The organism is Haloarcula sp. S1AR25-4, assembly GCF_031624555.1.
GTDB classification, from domain to species: domain Archaea; phylum Halobacteriota; class Halobacteria; order Halobacteriales; family Haloarculaceae; genus Haloarcula; species Haloarcula pellucida.
This window is the reverse complement of sequence record NZ_JAMQOR010000001.1, coordinates 577,985-594,379: the sequence shown is the minus strand read 5'-3', so window position 1 is coordinate 594,379 and position 16,395 is coordinate 577,985. Positions and strand designations below refer to the sequence as shown.

Annotated in this window: 16 protein-coding genes; 11 read left to right on the top strand and 5 right to left on the bottom strand. The window is 65.9% G+C overall.

The window, feature by feature from the left end; all coding sequences use genetic code 11:
• Positions 1 to 19 precede the first annotated feature (19 nt).
• Entirely contained in the window at positions 20 to 874 is an 855-nt protein-coding gene (locus NDI85_RS03105) for a formyltransferase family protein (RefSeq protein ID WP_310914876.1), read from the top strand.
• 356 nt (positions 875 to 1,230) lie between these two features.
• On the top strand, positions 1,231 to 2,001 hold the full coding sequence (locus tag NDI85_RS03100; protein ID WP_310914875.1) for a malectin domain-containing carbohydrate-binding protein: 771 nt from the start codon (positions 1,231 to 1,233) through the stop codon (positions 1,999 to 2,001).
• 136 nt (positions 2,002 to 2,137) lie between these two features.
• On the opposite strand, the gene NDI85_RS03095 is transcribed toward NDI85_RS03100, so the two are convergent.
• Both NDI85_RS03095 and NDI85_RS03090 read right to left on the bottom strand, forming a co-directional pair.
• Positions 2,138 to 3,142, bottom strand: coding sequence for a Gfo/Idh/MocA family oxidoreductase (locus NDI85_RS03095; RefSeq protein ID WP_310914874.1), 1,005 nt, complete (start codon positions 3,140 to 3,142; stop codon positions 2,138 to 2,140).
• On the bottom strand, positions 3,139 to 4,239 hold the full coding sequence (locus NDI85_RS03090; protein ID WP_310914873.1) for a DegT/DnrJ/EryC1/StrS family aminotransferase: 1,101 nt from the start codon (positions 4,237 to 4,239) through the stop codon (positions 3,139 to 3,141). The genes NDI85_RS03095 and NDI85_RS03090 overlap by 4 nt, the downstream gene beginning before the upstream one ends.
• A gap of 171 nt (positions 4,240 to 4,410) precedes the next feature.
• Here NDI85_RS03090 and NDI85_RS03085 point away from each other — a divergent pair, with 171 nt between their 5' ends.
• From NDI85_RS03085 to NDI85_RS03070, 4 genes are all read left to right on the top strand, one after another.
• A complete protein-coding gene (locus tag NDI85_RS03085; protein WP_188994730.1) occupies positions 4,411 to 5,337 on the top strand; it encodes an NAD-dependent epimerase/dehydratase family protein in 927 nt (308 codons plus the stop codon).
• A 75-nt stretch (positions 5,338 to 5,412) separates the two neighbouring features.
• A complete protein-coding gene (locus NDI85_RS03080) occupies positions 5,413 to 6,627 on the top strand; it encodes an ATP-grasp domain-containing protein (RefSeq protein WP_188994732.1) in 1,215 nt (404 codons plus the stop codon).
• 62 nt (positions 6,628 to 6,689) lie between these two features.
• Positions 6,690 to 6,950 (top strand): HalOD1 output domain-containing protein, encoded by a 261-nt coding sequence (locus tag NDI85_RS03075; protein ID WP_188994734.1) that lies wholly within the window; start codon positions 6,690 to 6,692, stop codon positions 6,948 to 6,950.
• Between the two features lie 82 nt (positions 6,951 to 7,032).
• On the top strand, positions 7,033 to 7,176 hold the full coding sequence (locus NDI85_RS03070) for a hypothetical protein (protein ID WP_188994736.1): 144 nt from the start codon (positions 7,033 to 7,035) through the stop codon (positions 7,174 to 7,176).
• A gap of 7 nt (positions 7,177 to 7,183) precedes the next feature.
• Here NDI85_RS03070 and NDI85_RS03065 read toward each other — a convergent pair whose 3' ends face one another.
• Both NDI85_RS03065 and NDI85_RS03060 read right to left on the bottom strand, forming a co-directional pair.
• Positions 7,184 to 7,465, bottom strand: coding sequence for a MarR family transcriptional regulator (locus NDI85_RS03065; RefSeq protein WP_188994738.1), 282 nt, complete (start codon positions 7,463 to 7,465; stop codon positions 7,184 to 7,186).
• Positions 7,466 to 7,630: 165 nt separating this feature from the next.
• On the bottom strand, positions 7,631 to 8,173 hold the full coding sequence (locus NDI85_RS03060; protein ID WP_188994739.1) for a hypothetical protein: 543 nt from the start codon (positions 8,171 to 8,173) through the stop codon (positions 7,631 to 7,633).
• Between the two features lie 363 nt (positions 8,174 to 8,536).
• On the opposite strand from NDI85_RS03060, the gene NDI85_RS03055 reads away from it, so the two are divergent.
• The 4 genes from NDI85_RS03055 to NDI85_RS03040 all read left to right on the top strand — a co-directional run bounded on the left by NDI85_RS03055 (position 8,537) and on the right by NDI85_RS03040 (position 12,863).
• Positions 8,537 to 9,610 carry a DegT/DnrJ/EryC1/StrS aminotransferase family protein gene (locus NDI85_RS03055; protein ID WP_188995695.1) on the top strand — a complete coding sequence of 358 codons (1,074 nt, stop codon included), beginning with the start codon at positions 8,537 to 8,539 and terminating at the stop codon, positions 9,608 to 9,610.
• A 25-nt stretch (positions 9,611 to 9,635) separates the two neighbouring features.
• Positions 9,636 to 10,637, top strand: a complete 1,002-nt coding sequence (locus NDI85_RS03050; protein WP_188994741.1) for a Gfo/Idh/MocA family protein — start codon at positions 9,636 to 9,638, stop codon at positions 10,635 to 10,637.
• Complete coding sequence (locus NDI85_RS03045) at positions 10,618 to 11,988, top strand: nucleotide sugar dehydrogenase (protein ID WP_188994744.1); 1,371 nt, start codon at positions 10,618 to 10,620, stop codon at positions 11,986 to 11,988. The genes NDI85_RS03050 and NDI85_RS03045 overlap by 20 nt, the downstream gene beginning before the upstream one ends.
• A 254-nt stretch (positions 11,989 to 12,242) precedes the next feature.
• Positions 12,243 to 12,863 carry a hypothetical protein gene (locus NDI85_RS03040; RefSeq protein ID WP_188994746.1) on the top strand — a complete coding sequence of 207 codons (621 nt, stop codon included), beginning with the start codon at positions 12,243 to 12,245 and terminating at the stop codon, positions 12,861 to 12,863.
• Positions 12,864 to 13,370: 507 nt separating this feature from the next.
• On the opposite strand, the gene NDI85_RS03035 is transcribed toward NDI85_RS03040, so the two are convergent.
• Positions 13,371 to 14,705 (bottom strand): DUF4147 domain-containing protein, encoded by a 1,335-nt coding sequence (locus tag NDI85_RS03035; protein ID WP_310914872.1) that lies wholly within the window; start codon positions 14,703 to 14,705, stop codon positions 13,371 to 13,373.
• Between the two features lie 247 nt (positions 14,706 to 14,952).
• Between NDI85_RS03035 and NDI85_RS03030 the strand changes: the two genes are divergently transcribed.
• The gene (locus tag NDI85_RS03030) at positions 14,953 to 16,392 is read left to right on the top strand and encodes a dihydrolipoyl dehydrogenase (protein ID WP_310914871.1); all 1,440 of its coding nucleotides are present in this window, start codon (positions 14,953 to 14,955) and stop codon (positions 16,390 to 16,392) included.
• Positions 16,393 to 16,395 lie beyond the last annotated feature (3 nt).

Here is a 16,395-nt window from a genome sequence, read left to right as displayed (position 1 = left end):
TGTTGGGCTAGGACGGGCCATGCCTTCGGTCGCGTTCATGGGGAGCCACCCACTCGGCGAACGATGTCTCGAACGACTCACCGGCGACGACGACTTCGACGTGAAACTCGTCGTCACCTACGGCCCCGACGAGGACACGTGGTGGGACGGGTGCCTGTACGACCGGGCCGAGCGCCTCGGACACACAGTGGTCACGCGCGCGGACGAGCGTGACGTCCTCGACTACGACGTCGACTACCTCGTGAGCGTCTACTACCCGAACATCCTCGGCGAGGACCTGCTCGACCACCCGAACGTCGCGCCGCTGAACCTCCATCAGGCGGAACTACCCCGCTATCGCGGGAGCAACGTCTTCAGCCACGCCATCATGAACGCCCGCGAGGACGACCACTGGAAGTACGGGACGACGTTCCACGTCATGGCGCCGGCGGTCGACGCCGGCGACGTCCTCGCTCGGGACTTCGTCCCAATCCGCGAGACGGACACCGCCCGCACGCTGTACGACCGCGTCACCGAGGCCTCCGTCGCGATGTTCCGTGAACACCTGCCGACGCTCAAAGACGGCGACGTTCGCCGGCTAGCGACGCCGCAGGCGGCCTACGACGGCGAGCGGTACTTCTACACCAAGGAGAGTCTGGACGGCGAGAAACTGATCCCGCCCGAACGGCTGGCCGACGACGACGAGGCGACTCAGTTAGCGGTGTACGACAAGATTCGCGCCCTCGACTTCCCGCCGTTCCAGCCGGCGTATACCGAACTGGGCGGGCACCGCGTCCAGTTGACGGCCGCCTCGTACACGGACATCTTCGACGACGCAGCCGTCCCGGAGTTCGACGTCGAGCGAACCGCGGACCAACCGTTGCCGCAAGACTGACAGAAGGGGGCTGCCGAATCCCTCGCCTCCGGGTCTACGGCCGATCCGGGCCGTTAGATAGCGTGTGTGGTTTCGAGTTCCAATTCAGCGACATAGCCGTTAGCATCGAGATAATCGTCGAAACAGCACTATAACAAACGGGTGATGGACTGGACTGGTTGTCGTTACACAGGACGTGTAGCGTGCAACCCATGACAGAAAACCGAAAGACGTCTCGCCGTGCAGTCCTCAAGGGAACTATCGCCGGAGCAATCGGTGTTACTGGTCTTACTGGGACTGCTGCGGCAACGAGAGGTGATAGGCCAGGGACTTGTTCATGTCCCGACGGGACCCGTCTCGTGGCGAAATACGAAGCAATGGATACCGACGACGACGGGAAGAACGAACTCGTCTTCGAGAAGACTGATACGGATCTGGACCCGGCGTCGAATTTCTCGTTCCCCACGATTACGCTCGACGAGGACGACGAGATAGAGTCACTCGAGTGGGACTCCTATCCGTACACGATAACGGATATCGTGGTGAAAGCCGGTCCAGACTGCGAGAATGTATTGGACGGCCAAGAGATGAGCGGTTCGGTTACGCCGTCGAACGGAAAGGCTATCGGTAATATCCGGTTCTGTGCGACCGCGCCAGTAATTCGCCCGCTGTATCAGGCGAACGCGGGCGGCGGCTTCACTGCCTCGAACGGAGACCAGTGGGACCCGCTGACGGACTATCTGGTCGCAGGGGGTAATAACACGTCTTCGCACGGCCAGCCGAGTTCGATAGATAGCTCGGTCCCCAGCGGGACGCCCAGTCAGATATGGGAGACAGAACGCTGGGACCCGGGCTCTGGGGACGAGATGCAATACGAGTTCCCGGTGCCAGAGGGAGAGCAGGCCGAAGTTCGCCTGTACTTTTACGACGGCTATGGCGGAACGAGTTTCGTCGGCGACCGGGTGTTCGACATCAGCGTCGAGGACCAGACCGTCGAAAACTTCGACATTATCGAAGCGTACGGTGACCAAACCGGCGCGATGAAGTCCTTCACGGTCACCAGTGACGGGACCATCGACGTCGACTTCACACACGTCGTCGAGAATCCGCAGATCAACGCCATCGAAATCCTTCCGCTAGAATCGTAGGAGTGGCTTCGCGGCCATCTCGTTTCCGTCGGGTGTTCCCTACGACCCATCCGACTTCTGCGACGCCTACACCAGTGAATGCCCGAGAATCCGGGCCGACTGTCGACGACCCACTCACGAGATTCCACAGCGCCACTCAGAACTGCTTCGCGAGTCTGGGCCGGTCGACCGTGACGACTTCGTTCTTCGCGGCCGAGCGCTCGGCGTGTTCCAGCGTCTCGACGGCGCGGGCCCCGACCTCGCCGCTGGCGGGTGGGTGCTGCCCGCTCTCGCTGGCGTCGACGAACGCCTCTACCTCGGTCTTTAACGGTTCCTCGTCGTCCGTCGTGTGGACGATAGCGCCGTCGTTTCTCGACTTCAGGCCGTCCTCGGGGTCCGAGAACACCTCGGCGTCGAACAGTTCCAGTTTCGTGTTCTCCAGGTAGTCGATGTACGCCGAGCGGTTCGACCCGACGACGACGAGGTCACGCGTCTTATCGAAGACGGGAATCTGCCACGACGAGTTGATGACGCCGGTGACGTTACCGTACCCCAGCGTCAGCGTCGACGTCTCGGCGATGCCCTCCCGGACGAACGAGTCGAACCGGCCGTGGACCGTGTCCGGGCGCGCGTCCAGCAGGTAGTCGTAGACGTCCACGTCGTGGACGGCGAGCGAGTACAGCACGCCGGTCGTCCGTCGCGGCACCCGGAAGGAAAAGCGTCGCGTCTGGAGGTACTTGATGCGGCCGAGTTCCCCCCGGTCGACGCGTCGTTTCAGGGCGCGGAGCGCGGGATGGTAGCGGAAGATGTGGCCCACACCGAGCGAACAGTCGTTGTCCTCGGCCGTCTCGACGATGTCCCACGCGTCCTCGGCGTTGAGTGCGAGCGGTTTCTCGACGAGGAGGTCGATGCCACGCTCCAGCATGTCCGTCCCGATGGCCCGGTGGGTCGTCGAGGGCGTCGCCACCGTCGCGGCGTCGACGTCCATCTCCGCGATATCGGTGACGTAGGGCAGGTCGTAGGAGTCCGCGAGCGACTCGACGCGGCGCTCGTCCTGATCGCAGATGACCACGTCGTCAAGTCGCCCCTCGTCCAGCAGTTCGCGGGCGACCCGGACGTGGTTTTTCCCCCAGTAGCCCGTGCCGACGACGCCGTACCTCATGCGTAGTACCCCCGAATAGCCTCGCAGACGCGGTCGATCTCCTCGTCCGTGATGCGGGGGTGCATCGGAAGCGAGACGATGCGCGTACAGAGCCGTTCCGTCTCGGGGAGGGAGGGAACCTCGGAGAGGTGGTCCCGCATCGCCGGCGTCAGGTGGACCGGCGGGTCGTAGTGGATGCCGGTCTGGACCCCCTCGTCGTCCAGATAGGCCCGAAGACCGTCTCTGTCGGGCACCTGCACGACGAACAGGTGATAGACGTGGGTGGCCTCGTCGCGTTCGACCGGAAGCTGGACGGCGTCGACGTCGGCCAGTCGGTCGCGGTAGCGGCCCGCGGCGGCCGCCCGGTCGGCGTTCCAGTCGGCCAGATGTGATAGCTGTTCGAGGCCGGCGGCGGCACTGACCTCGTCCAGTCGATGGTTCAGTCCGAGTCGGACGTGGTTGCCGTCTGTGTCGCGGCCGTGGTTGCGTAGCTCCCGGGCGGTCCGGGCCAGCTCCTCGTCGTCCGTCACGAGGATACCGCCGTCGCCCGCGACGGTCATGTTCTTCGACGGGTAGAAACTGAAGCAGGCGGCGTCGCCGAGGCTCCCGACGGGGTCGCCGCAGTAGGTCGCCCCGTGGGCCTGACAGGCGTCCTCGATGACCGTCAGGTCGTGGGCGTCGGCGACGCTCCGGACGGTCTGCATCTCGGCGGGGTGCCCGTAGAGGTGGACGGGGACCACGGCCGCCGAGTCCTCGGCGGCGGCGGCCGTACGCGCGAGGTCTGTCCCGCTCATCGTGTACGTCTCGGGGTCTACGTCGACGAACACCGGGTCGGCGCCGAGTTCGACGACCGGACTGACCGTCGCGAAGAAGGTGTGGCCGGGGACCAGTACCTCGTCGCCCTCGCCGATGCCGGCGCTCTTCATCGCCAGATACAGTGCGGCCGTCCCGCTACTGACGCCGACGGCGTGGTCGACGCCACACGTCTCTGCGAACTGTGCTTCGAGTTCCTCGACTCGCGGGCCTTTGACGTAGCGTCGCGATTCGAGCGTCTCGACGACGCTGTCGACGATGTCGCCGTCGACGTAGACGTCCGTGAACGGGACCTGTTCCGTCATCAGCGACGACTTTCAGAGTGACAGTCATTGTTATACTCACCGTTCGGCGAGCGGCGGTCGGACGCCGACGTGACCGACGCCCGCGTCCCGCCGCGCTGGACCCGTAGGCACACCCAATGCGGGGTTCGCCACCGCATAACTTACGCCGAGTCCACGCACCCATCGGTCGAGATGGCACTGGACTCGCTCAGCGACCGAGCGGTGCTCGTCACGGGCGGTGCGGGGTTCGTCGGGAGCCACCTCGTCGCCGCCCTCGCGCCGACGAACGACGTGACCGTCTTAGACGACTTTTCGACGGGGTCACGCGACTCCCTCCCCGAGGGCGTCACCGTCGTCGAGGGAGACGTCCGGGACGAATCGACCGTCGACGAGGCGATGGCCGGGGCCGACGTGGTGTTCCACGAAGCCGCGATGGTCAGCGTCCCCGAGTCCGTCGAGCGGCCGGTCGCCTGTCACGACCTGAACGGATCGGCGACCGTCGGCGTCCTCGAGTGCGCGCGCCGCCACGACGCCCGTGTCGTACTGGCCTCCAGTGCCGCCGTCTACGGGGACCCCGCCGCTGTCCCCGTCTCGGAGGACGACTCGGTCGACCCCGCCTCGCCGTACGGCTTCGAGAAACGACTCAACGAACAGTACGCCGCCTTCTACGCGGAGACGTACGGCCTGCCGACGGTGCCGCTCCGGTACTTCAACGTCTACGGGCCGCGGGGCCTCGACGGGGAGTACGCCGGCGTCATCGGTACCTTCGTCCGACAGGCACAGGCCGGCGACCCCCTCACGGTCGAAGGCGACGGCGAGCAGACCCGGGACTTCGTCTACGTCGGGGACGTGGTACGTGCGAACCTGCGGGCGGCGACCACCGACACCGTCGGCCGCCCGTTCAACGTCGGGACGGGCGAGAGCGTCACCATCACTCACCTCGCCGAGACGGTGCGGGACGTGGTGGGTGCTACCGTACCGATAGAGCACGTCCCGCCCCGGGAGGGAGACATCGACCGGAGCGAGGCCGCCGTGGCAGACGCTCGCGACCACCTCGGCTTCGAGGCGTCGGTGACCCTCCGCGAGGGACTCTCGCTGACACTCGCCGCCGACGAATGAGACCACCGCTGTGAAAGCCGAGCTTATTCCGGATATTGTGTTGCTTACATTTGTTGGTCGTTCCGTCGAATCGCTATGGAAGAGACAGAGAGACAAAGCGGTTCGGCCGTCGTCGTATCGAACACGTCCGCCGCGTCACTGAGTCTCGTCAGAGCACTCGGTCAGCGAGGAATCAGAACCATAGCTGCATCGGAGCGTCCGTCCCCGCCGACGTTCGCCTCGAAGTACGTCGACGAACGCGTCTCGCTTCCTGACCCCCACACGTCCCTGCACGACTACCGTGACGTGTTGCTGGATGTAGCCGCTCGCCCGTCGGTCAAGACCATCGCACCCGTGCGGGAAGAAGACGTGTTCGTCCTCTCGAAGCACCGGGAGGCGTTCGCAGAACACGTTCGTCCGGTGTGGCCGGACCTCGAGACGCTGACAGTCGCCCACGACAGGGTGGCACTCGTCGAAGCGGCCCGGCGCGCCGGCGTCGACGTCCCAGAGACGTGGCTCCTCGACGAGGTGCGCGACTGGGACCGCCGGCTCATCTCGAAAGCCCGGTACGGACTGGTCACAGACCACTACGTCGATGGGATGCAACCGGACGCGGTTCATCCGACACCGAACACGCAATACATCGAACCGGGCGAGCCCCCCGACGTCGAGGACCTCATCGAGCGGATGGGTCACGTCCCCATCGTACAGGAGTTCGTCCCGGGCACAGAGTACACCGTCCGGGCGCTCTACGACGAGGGCGACTGCGTTCTCACGACACAGAAGGCGCTCCGTCGCGGCTACAAGTACCCGCGCGGGCCGAGCATCTACCACGAGGCCGTCGACATCCCGGACCTCCGGGAGGCGGCGCTGGCGCTGCTCGACGAACTGGAGTGGCACGGACCGGCCTCCGTCGGATTCATCCGCCACGAGGAGACTGGTGCGTTCAAGATGCTCGAAATAAACCCTCGGTTCTGGTCGTCGATGCCCTGTGACCATCACGCGGGCGTCGACTACCCGCTGTACTACTGGCACCTCGCAAACGGCGTGAGCGGGCCGTTCCACCCGCAGTACACCCCGGGAACGGCGTCACACCTCCTGCGTGGCGAAGCGGTCCACCTCCTCAGCGTCGTCACCGAGACGTACCCGTTCGTCCCCAGACCGTCGCTGGGCCGGACGGCGGCGGCGACGCTCTCGTCGCTGGTCACCCAGCCTCACTTCGACGTCCTCGACAGGGACGATCCGGGCCCGTTCGTCCGCGACCTGTGGAACACGGGCCGGTCGTTTCTCCCGAGCCGTGAGCGCGAATAAACAGTTACATAATTTACAAACACGACAAAAATTATAAATAGCGATACTGTGTGCCGTTTCGTATGGAGATATGTGACACAGGGGGTGTCGACGACACCATCGAAATTCGGCCTGAAGAGGACGTCAGTACTGCAGTCGCGCGACAGCTCGCATCGACCATCGGAAAAAACCCGATAGAGATGACACCCATCTCGGAATCTATCGACCCGGATGCACTCGATACGTTGTTCCAGAACGATGACACGGATATAGAGTTCCGTTTCGAACACGAGGGGGCCACCGTCCGCGTCTCCAAGGTGGGCATCACCGTCCAACAGAACTGACCCGGATCCTCCGGGGAAAGTTCCCCTTTCTAGGGCTAACCGATAAATTACGAAGTGTGTGTGCGAGTCAGTAGCATACTGCATGAGTGGTCATCTGACGTCGGACGAGTGGCAACGCATCACGGAGTTCGCACACACCCCGAAACACCGGCGGCGTCCGGAACAGCTACTCCCAAAAGAGGCGATAGCCGACGCTGAGGAGGAGTCGGATTCGACGACCACCTGAGACCCGCTCACAGCATGTTCTCTGTCTCGATGGTGGTCCAGACGTCGAGCCCCGGGTCCGTGATACCGTAGACCCGCCCCTTCCGTCGGTCTTCGGAGACGAGCAGCGTGACGAGACCGGCGTCCCGTAGCTCTTGAAGCGCCCGGGAGACGTGTGCGATGCTGAGTTCAGTCTCGTCTGCGATGAGCGACGGCGTCGCCGGCCCCTCTGCCAATCGACGGAGCGTCTCGACGCGGTACCGGGAGCTTATCACGTAGCTGACCTCGTCCCACGGGTCCGACTCAGTCATCGGGACGCACCCCGTTGGTCGCCACCGGATCCCCGGTCGGCGACGGCAGAACCGGCGGGACGTGCTCTCGGGACGCTGTTCGTCTGGTTCGGTCGGGTCCGTACGGTCGTCCAATCGCGTCGATTGCCGCGTGTGACCCGGTCTGGTGTGTGGTGTATCGTGCCATTACTGTTCTCTGAGTTCGGGGGGACGGGCGGTACTGCGCCGTCTGTGGTCGGCGTACTGTGCGACTGTGACCGAGAGGAAAACGAGGACGACGACGCTGCCGAGCGTGTGCGGCGACAGCCCCGTCAGCACGCCGACGTCGGCGGCCGAGGCGAGGAAGGCGGTCCCGGCGACGAGCGAGACGATGCCGTTGAGTCGCGGCCAGTGTACCGCGGGCGGGACCGAACCGAGATAGCGGTCGATCTCGCCTGTCGCGTCCGTCTCGGCGACCGACCGCGCCTCCTCGTCGTACTCGACGAACCCGGTAGCTTCCAGTTTCGGGATGTGTGACTGGTACAGGGAGACGTAGACGCGTTTCTCCTCGGTCGCGCTTATCTCCGACGGCGGGACGTCGTCCTCGTACGCACCGATAAGCCGGGCGAGGCGCGTTACCTTCATGGGAGACTCGGACTGCCTGAGCGTCGCGAGGATGAAGCGGCGACGGCTGTTGCTCAGCACCTCGAAGACGGTATCGCGTGATATCCGCTGGTGCTGTCCTGTCATCACTCCCTCCGGGCTTGACGACGTCGAGGGCTCGGGCGTCTGGGTCGTGAGGCCACTGTTGAGAGACCATCACAGGCACCGACCTTTGTTACGTATCACATATCATACGGAGTTCGCTCGGTATCCCGGGCGAAACGAGTGGGTAGCCACGTAGTATCCAGCCCTTCTCGGCGGCGGATACGGTCACCCCCGGGCCCGAGTGAAGTCTGCACCTTCGTGACACAGGGCGCGCATAACAATGACTTCACTTTGCCTGCCGCAAACCGTGATAGCTGTACAATCGAAGCTGACCGAGCGGCGTCGGCACTGGTCGCCTGTTGGCGGTGAGCGGACGTGACCGACGCCCGCTCGATCGACACCGGGATGTCGATAGCTGCACCGGACGTCGGTGAGGCCGAGTTGCGCCGTATTCGGTCCGTGTTGCAGTCCGGCCAGTTGAGCGGCGGCGACGAGGTAGACGCCTTCGGCGAGGAGTTCGCGACGTACTGTACAGTTGCACACGGCGTGCCGACGAGTAACGGTACGACGGCGCTCCACGCGGCCCTCGAAGCCCTCGGTGTCGGTGACGGCGACACCGTCGTGACCACGCCGTTTTCGTTCGTCGCGACGGCGAACGCGGTCAGACACGTCGGAGCGACGCCGGTGTTCGCCGACGTCGACCCGCAGACGTACAACTTGGACCCCGCGAGCGTCGCGACGACGGCCGAAGCGGTCGACGGCGTCGACGCCATCCTCGCCGTCCACCTCTATGGCTGTCCCGCTCCGATGGCGGAGTTGCGGGCCATCGCCGACCGACACGACGCCGTCCTCATCGAAGACGCCTGTCAGGCCCACGGGGCGACCTACCGCGGCGACCCCGTCGGGAGCCTCGGCGACGCCGCCTGCTTCAGTTTCTACCCGACGAAGAACATGACCACCGGGGAGGGCGGTATCGTGGTCACCGACGACGACGCCGTCGCGGACCGCCTCCGGCAGTTCATCGACCACGGCCGCGACGACGACGGGAACCACGCCACCGTCGGCCACAACTTCCGGATGACGGACGTGTGTGCGGCTATCGGGCGAGTGCAACTGGAGAAACTCGACGCGTACGTCGCGGCGAGACGCGACCACGCCGCGGCGTTCGACGACGCTGTCGAGGACACCGACCTCGTCGCGCCCGTCGAACCGGACGACTGTCGACACTCCTATCACCAGTACACGGTCCGCTGTGCCGACCGGGACGCTTTGCGGGCCCACCTCGACGACTACGGCGTGCCCTCTACCGTGTACTACCCGACGCCGATTCACGAGGAACCGGCCTACGACGACGTGGACGCGTCGCTCCCGGAGGCGGAACGGGCCGCCGAGGAGGTGCTGTCGCTCCCTGTACACCCCGGCCTGTCGTCACGGGACGTTCGCGCTATCACCCTCGCTCTCACCGAACTCAGACAATGATTATCGCCCTCAGAGAGGTCCCACGATGAACAGCACAGAACCACTCGCCGCTGGCGTCGTCGGCGTCGGAAGCATGGGGACACATCACGCCCGCGTGTACAACGAGATACCGGGCGTCGACCTCGTCGGCGTCGCGGACGCCGACCCCGTCTCCGCCGCCGAGACGGCCGCGGAGTACGGTACGTCCGTCGCCGACCCCTCCGATCTGCTGCAGGTCGTCGACCTCGTCTCCGTCGCCGTCCCGACGCGGTTCCACTACGACGTCGCGATGGAGGCAATCGAGGCGGGCGTCTCGGTCCTCATCGAGAAACCGTTCGTCCGTGACCTACAGAACGGACAGGAACTCATCGACCGCGCCGCGGAGGTGGGCGTCACGTTACAGGTCGGCCACATCGAGCGCTTCAATCCCGTCGTCGACGTGTTGCAGGACGTCCTCGCGGACGTCGAACCGATCGCCGCCTCCGCGCGCAGACTCGGACCCCCCGTCTCCCGGGACGTGAACGACGACGTGGTGATGGACCTGATGATACACGACATCGACGTGGTCTGTTCGCTGTTCGACGACGAGGTAGTGGGCGTGACGGCCGTCGGGGCTTGCGACGGGGACTACGCCGACGCGCAGATGGAGTTCGCGGGCGGGACCGTCTGCTCGCTGACCGCGAGTCGAATCACCCAAGAGCGCATCCGCGACCTCTCCGTGACGACCCGCGAGTGTCACGTCGCCGTCGACTTCATGGACCAGTCGATGCGCATCTACCGCCACTCCGATCCCTCCTACCACACCGAGAACGGCGACGTTCGGTACACGCAGGAGAGCATCATCGAACGGCCGGCCGTCGAGAGCGACGAACCGCTCAAGCGGGAACTCCGGTCGTTCGTCGAGTGCGTCAGCGACGGCACCACGCCGCGCATCACCGGCGAAGACGGGCTCCGGGCACTGTCGATAGCCCGCGACATCAGCGACGTCGCGTCCTCTCGGAGTCTGGGTCTGGAGGAGGTGAGTATCAGTGACTGCAGTACGACCTGAGCGCCCGCTGTACGCCGCCGACAGCGCTGACCGGGCGCTCCAGGAGGCGTTCGTCGAGGGCGCGTTTCCGGTCGCGGTCTACGGCCTCGGGAAGATGGGGCTCCCGCTTGCGGCCGTCTTCGCCGACCTCACCGGGAACGTCACCGGCGTCGACATCGACCCCGACGTCGTTTCCGCCGTCCAGCGTGGCGAGTCGCCGGTCGAGGGCGAACCGGGGCTCGCGGAGTTGGTCGCCGAGACGACCGCGGACGGGTCGCTCCGGGCGACGAGCGACCCTGCCGGCGCGGCCGCCGACGCACGGTTACACGTCGTCATCGTTCCGACGCTGTTGGACGAGACGAAGGATCCGGACCTCTCGGCGCTGCTTGCGGCCGTCGACGCCATCGCTGAAGGGCTCTCACACGGTGACCTCGTGGTCGTCGAATCGACGGTTCCCCCGGGGACCACTCGCGACGTGGTCGCGCCGCGACTCGCCGAGCGGAGCGGACTGGACCCCGGCGAGTTCGGCGTCGCGTTCTGTCCGGAACGGACGGCCAGCGGTCGCGCGCTCGAAGACATCCGCGGCGCGTATCCGAAAGTCGTCGGCGGCGTCGACGCCGAGAGCGAACGCGTCGCGAGTCTGCTCTACGACGAGGTGACGAGCAACGAGGTCGTCCGGGCGGGCGACGCGACGACCGCCGAGTGCGTGAAAGTGTTCGAGGGCATCTACCGCGACGTCAACATCGCGCTGGCGAACGAACTCGCACGCGTGGTCGACCCACTCGACGTCGACGTGAGCCGGGCCATCGAGGTGGCCAACACGCAACCGTTCTGTGACATCCACGATCCGGGGCCCGGCGTCGGCGGGCACTGCATCCCGCTGTACCCGCACTTTCTCACGTCGCAGGTCGAGACGGACCTCCCGCTGATAGAGACCAGTCGTTCCGTCAACGACGCGATGCCGGCCTTCGTCACGAGTTCGGTCGTGCAGCTGCTCGGTGACCGCGGCCTCGACGTCGCGGACGCCGACGTGTTGTTGCTCGGGGTCGCCTACCGCGCGGGCGTCGACGAGACGCGAAAGGCACCGGCCAGTCAAATCGCGCGCTACCTCTCGAAACTCGGTGCGTCCGTCTACGCGACAGACCCCGTGGTCGACGTCGGCGACGTCCAGGACCTAACCGCGACTCCGCTCGCACACGACGACATCGAATCGACCGCACCGCGGTTCGACGCGGTCGTCCTCGTCACGGCCCACGAGGCCTACGACACGATAGCGTACGACGCGTTCGAGAACGGTATCGTGGTCGACACGCGCGACGTCGTCGAAAACGCGTCGATACCCGTTTACACCATCGGACGCGGGCGTTCGTAGCGCGATTCGCCAGCGAACTGGCAATCGGCCACTACCACAGTATAGTGGGTGTGTTCTCGACGCGTAACGTACCCCACAATCTATCAGATATAATAAGTAACAAAGTATTAAGTGCCAAAAGCGTGTGTCATTTGACACGCTCTTGGGTTCGGACGGGCGCAACTGTCGCGGCTACATCTGGGGGTGTGGCCAGCGCACTGCCGTCGGCGTGGCTGACACCGCCGCCCGTTTGCCGGACCGAGGAGGGCTTCAACATGAGCACGCAGGACCAACCCACCACCGGCGCTGGCATAGAGGATCCGACTCCCGACGACACCGCATCAGTGGAGACAGCGGCGAGCGACACCGAGACCGAACAGAGCGAACCAGACGACTTATCGCTGGATTTGATATTCGAGATTCTGAAGAACAGTCGGCGACGCGAAGTACTTCACTACCTCCGCGATCTCGACTCCGACGAGCGCGTCGCGCTCGGGAAACTGGCCGAACACGTCGCTGCGATAGAGAACGACACGACGATGGACGCGCTGACGTCGAGCCAGCGCAAACGTGTCTACGTCGGTCTCTACCAGTGCCATCTCCCGAAGATGGACGACATGGGCGTCGTCGACTTCAATCAGGACCGCGGCCACGTGGCGCTGGCACCGGCCGCAGAACACCTGATGGAGTATCTGGATCGGCCGAGCGACGAGGCCGTCGTCGACTGGCACCACTACTACGCCGTCGTCTCCGGTATCGGCATCGCCATCCTCGGACTATCGGCCATCGTGGGATTCACCGACGGCGTGTTGCTGACGCTGCTGGGCCTGGTAGTGGCGACGTTCGCGTTCTGTTCCGGCGTTCACTGGTTAGTCGACACCCGAACCGACGACTGACGACGCCGCTCGTTACTGCATCGGGACACTCACTTCTCGTCGGTCTCCGATCGGAGCGGCCGTACACGTCGACGCGAGAGGGTGGTCGACGACCGGTTCGTCGGTCACTTGACAGCGTAACCGGCGACACGGGAAGACGCGTCTCGCCGGGCAGTCGAGTCGGAGTGAAGACGGGGTCGGCCAGCCGGGTTGTACGAGTCGGATGGGGTACACGGGTAGGCTAGCCGACCCCTCGGTGGTCTGCGTCGGACACAAGTGGGTTGGTGTACCTTCGGATGGTGTTTGCAGGTACGCCGACTGATAGCGCACCGTCACAACGGCGCGACATCGTGCCGGCACCAGAGGCGATGGGAGCCATCGGTATTGTTAAAATCTCCTTACAACCGATCGATTCGATGGCTGTGGCTCGGTATCGAAGCCCGAGCGGGGAGTGGTCGATCGCCGACCCGTCTCGTGGTAGGTGGTGCTTACGAACGGTTATGAACGATGCGCCGCCGGCGTGACCACTCATGGCTCAGGAATTACCACAACCACAACGTCGTTGACGTTTGTTCCAGTCGGCCCAGTGTAGAGCGTCGCCGCGACGCCGTCGAGATAGCCCCCAGCGTCGTGCCCACGTAACGCCTCGTTCGCGCGGCGGCGCTCGCCGTCGGGCACCGTCTCGCTGTCTACCATCGCGCCCGCGGCGTCGGAACTCCCGTCTTCGCCGTCCGTGTCGACGGCGGCGAACACCGCCGGTCCGTCCAGTTCGAGCGCTACGGCGAGTGCGAGTTCCTGGTTCGGGCCGCCACGGCCGCCCCCGCCGTCGATGGTGACCGTCGTCTCGCCGCCGGCGACGACCACGGCCGGCGGTGACACCGGGTTCCCCGTCGCGGCTATCTCCTCGGCGACCGAGAGCACCGTCGGGCCGACGTGGCGCGCGGGCCCGCGCAGCCGCGAGGTCAACAAGAGCGGATCGTAACCGGCGTCCGCGGCCGCCGCTGCCGCCGATTCAAGCGCTTCCGAGTTCGTCCCGACGAGGTGTGTCTCGGCCCTGTCGAACGCCGCGTCGCCGACGCCGGGCGTCTCCCGAACGTCGCCCGCCGCGCCGGCCTCCAGGTGCGTCCTGACGGCAGCGGGTACGGCTACGTCGTAGCGGTCGAGTACGTCGAGCGTGTCCGCGTACGTCGTCTCGTCGGGGACGGTCGGCCCGCTCCCGACGACGGACAGGTCGTTTCCCACCACGTCGCTGAGCGCGAACGTGACGACGGTCGCGGGCGCGGCGAGGCGAGCGAGTTGGCCGCCCTTGATGGCCGAGAGGTGCTTGCGGACGGCGTTGACGGCCTCGATTGGCGCACCGCTTTCGAGCAGTCCGGTCGTCGTCGCCCGGAGGTCCGCAAGCGAGAGGTCGCCCGCCGGCGCTGTCAACAGCGCGCTCGCCCCGCCGGTCACGACGAACAGGACGAGCGTCGACGCGTCGGCGGCCCGAACCGTCTCTAAGACCGCCGCTGTCGCCGTGACGGTCCGCTCTGACGGGACGGGATGGTCGCCGACGCGGACCGAGACGGTATCGAGCGTGTCGGGGTGTTCGGCCACGACCACACCGTCCGTGAGTCGGTCGTCGAGGACCTCCGTTATCACCCGCGCGACGCCGACGCTCGCCTTTCCGCCGCCGACGACGACCACCTCGCGATACGCAGTCAGGTCGTACTCGCTGTCGCCGACACGAAGCGTCTCGCCGTCTCGCGCGACCGCTTCCCGGGCCGCTCGGTCCGGCGCGGCCGCCTCGATGGCCGCTTCGAGACAGTCCAGCGCGACGGCGTGGTGGGGCGTCCGTGACAACGACGACCGGTCGTCGAACATACACGAGCGTGGGACGCCACCGTCAAAAATCTGTATCAGGTCCGGGGTTCGACGTGCTGGTTCGGATGGCAGGGTCACCGGGTCGTCGGTCGGTTTCGCGTCGACGAGTCCCCTCGCGCGACCACGTGACGGTCGCGTCCGCTGGCACGTCGGCGACGGCGCCCCCGAGGTACGGGCTCGATAGTCGACAGCGCCGACCGGTGCCGACGGGACGGACATTGATAGTGTGTGGCAAACAATCAACGGTATGGAAACGTTCGACTTCGTGGTCGTCGGGTCCGGGTCCGGTCTCAGCGTGGCGAGCGTGGCGGCCGACCGGGGCCAGTCCGTCGCCGTCGTCGAGAAGGGACCGCTGGGCGGGACCTGTCTCAACCGTGGCTGTATCCCCTCGAAGATGCTGCTGTACCACGCCGACGTCGTGGAGACGGTCCGCCGCGCCGACGAGTTCCACGTCGACGCGACGGTCGACGGCGTCGACTTCGAGACCATCGTCAGGGAGGTGAACGAGACGGTCGGCGAGGACGCTGCGGCCATCCGCCGGGGCCTGCGCCACTCGGACCAGCACACGCTGTTCGAAGGCGAGGGCCGGTTCGTCGACGAGCGAACGATAGCGATAGTCGACGGGACCGACACTGGGACCCGACTCCGGGGCGAGACGGTCCTGCTAGCCGCGGGCACCAGACCGTCGATACCGCCCATCGACGGTATCGAGGACGTGGACTACCTGACGAGTACCGACGCGCTCCGGCTAGAGACGCCGCCGGACCATCTGCTCGTCGCCGGCGGCGGCTACATCGCCGCCGAACTCGGCCACTTCTTCGGAACGTTCGGCAGCGACGTGACTATCGTCGGCCGCCGCCCGCATCTGCTTCCGGAGGCCGACGAACAGGTGGCGGCGTGGTTCACCGACCGCTACGCCGACCGCTTCACCGTCCACACGGGTCACGCGGCGACGGCCGTCTCACAGTCCGACGGCGAGGTGACGCTGACGGCCCGGCCCTTCGAGTACGGCCCCGACGGCGAATCGGGGAGCGTCGAGGAGAGCGCCGACCCGGTGACGGCGACCGGCGACGCGTTGCTTCTCGCGGCCGGTCGGCGGCCCAACACGGACATCTTGAACGTCGACGCCGCCGGCGTCGAGGTGGACGACGACGGCTTCGTCGAGACGGACGAGTACCTCCGGACCACCGCCGACGGCGTCTGGGCGCTGGGCGACGTCGTCGGCGAGTACCTCCTGAAGCACAGCGCCAACCACGAGGCGCGAGCGGTCATCCGCAACCTGTTCGGCGAGGATCGCTCGCCCGTCGACTACACCGCGATGCCGTTCGCCGTGTTCGCCTCACCGGAGGTGGCCGGCGTCGGCGACCGTGAGTCGGACCTCCGGGCCGCGAATAGGGAGTACGCCACCTCGACGTACCGATACGAGGACACCGCCCGCGGTAACGCGATGAAAGCCGAGGGGCTCGTGAAGGCACTCGTCGCGCCGGACGGTGAGATACTGGGGACACACGTCGTCGGCCCGGACGCCTCGGCGCTGATTCAGGAAGTCGTCGTCGCGATGAAGGCCGGGTCCGGGACGGTGAGTGACATCCGCGAGTCAGTCCACGTCCACCCGGCCTTGCCCGAGGTGGTCCAGCGTGCGTTCGCCGGGCCGTTTACGCACGGCGGTCACGACCACCACGGGTAGCGT

Coding starts and splice junctions, on each gene's coding strand:
- NDI85_RS03105 (WP_310914876.1), top strand. CDS start 20: ATGCCTTCGGTCGCGTTCATGGGGAGCCACCCACTCGGCGAACGATGT.
- NDI85_RS03100 (WP_310914875.1), top strand. CDS start 1,231: ATGGATACCGACGACGACGGGAAGAACGAACTCGTCTTCGAGAAGACT.
- NDI85_RS03095 (WP_310914874.1), bottom strand. CDS start 3,142: ATGAGGTACGGCGTCGTCGGCACGGGCTACTGGGGGAAAAACCACGTC.
- NDI85_RS03090 (WP_310914873.1), bottom strand. CDS start 4,239: ATGACGGAACAGGTCCCGTTCACGGACGTCTACGTCGACGGCGACATC.
- NDI85_RS03085 (WP_188994730.1), top strand. CDS start 4,411: ATGGCACTGGACTCGCTCAGCGACCGAGCGGTGCTCGTCACGGGCGGT.
- NDI85_RS03080 (WP_188994732.1), top strand. CDS start 5,413: ATGGAAGAGACAGAGAGACAAAGCGGTTCGGCCGTCGTCGTATCGAAC.
- NDI85_RS03075 (WP_188994734.1), top strand. CDS start 6,690: ATGGAGATATGTGACACAGGGGGTGTCGACGACACCATCGAAATTCGG.
- NDI85_RS03070 (WP_188994736.1), top strand. CDS start 7,033: ATGAGTGGTCATCTGACGTCGGACGAGTGGCAACGCATCACGGAGTTC.
- NDI85_RS03065 (WP_188994738.1), bottom strand. CDS start 7,465: ATGACTGAGTCGGACCCGTGGGACGAGGTCAGCTACGTGATAAGCTCC.
- NDI85_RS03060 (WP_188994739.1), bottom strand. CDS start 8,173: ATGACAGGACAGCACCAGCGGATATCACGCGATACCGTCTTCGAGGTG.
- NDI85_RS03055 (WP_188995695.1), top strand. CDS start 8,537: ATGTCGATAGCTGCACCGGACGTCGGTGAGGCCGAGTTGCGCCGTATT.
- NDI85_RS03050 (WP_188994741.1), top strand. CDS start 9,636: ATGAACAGCACAGAACCACTCGCCGCTGGCGTCGTCGGCGTCGGAAGC.
- NDI85_RS03040 (WP_188994746.1), top strand. CDS start 12,243: ATGAGCACGCAGGACCAACCCACCACCGGCGCTGGCATAGAGGATCCG.
- NDI85_RS03035 (WP_310914872.1), bottom strand. CDS start 14,705: ATGTTCGACGACCGGTCGTCGTTGTCACGGACGCCCCACCACGCCGTC.
- NDI85_RS03030 (WP_310914871.1), top strand. CDS start 14,953: ATGGAAACGTTCGACTTCGTGGTCGTCGGGTCCGGGTCCGGTCTCAGC.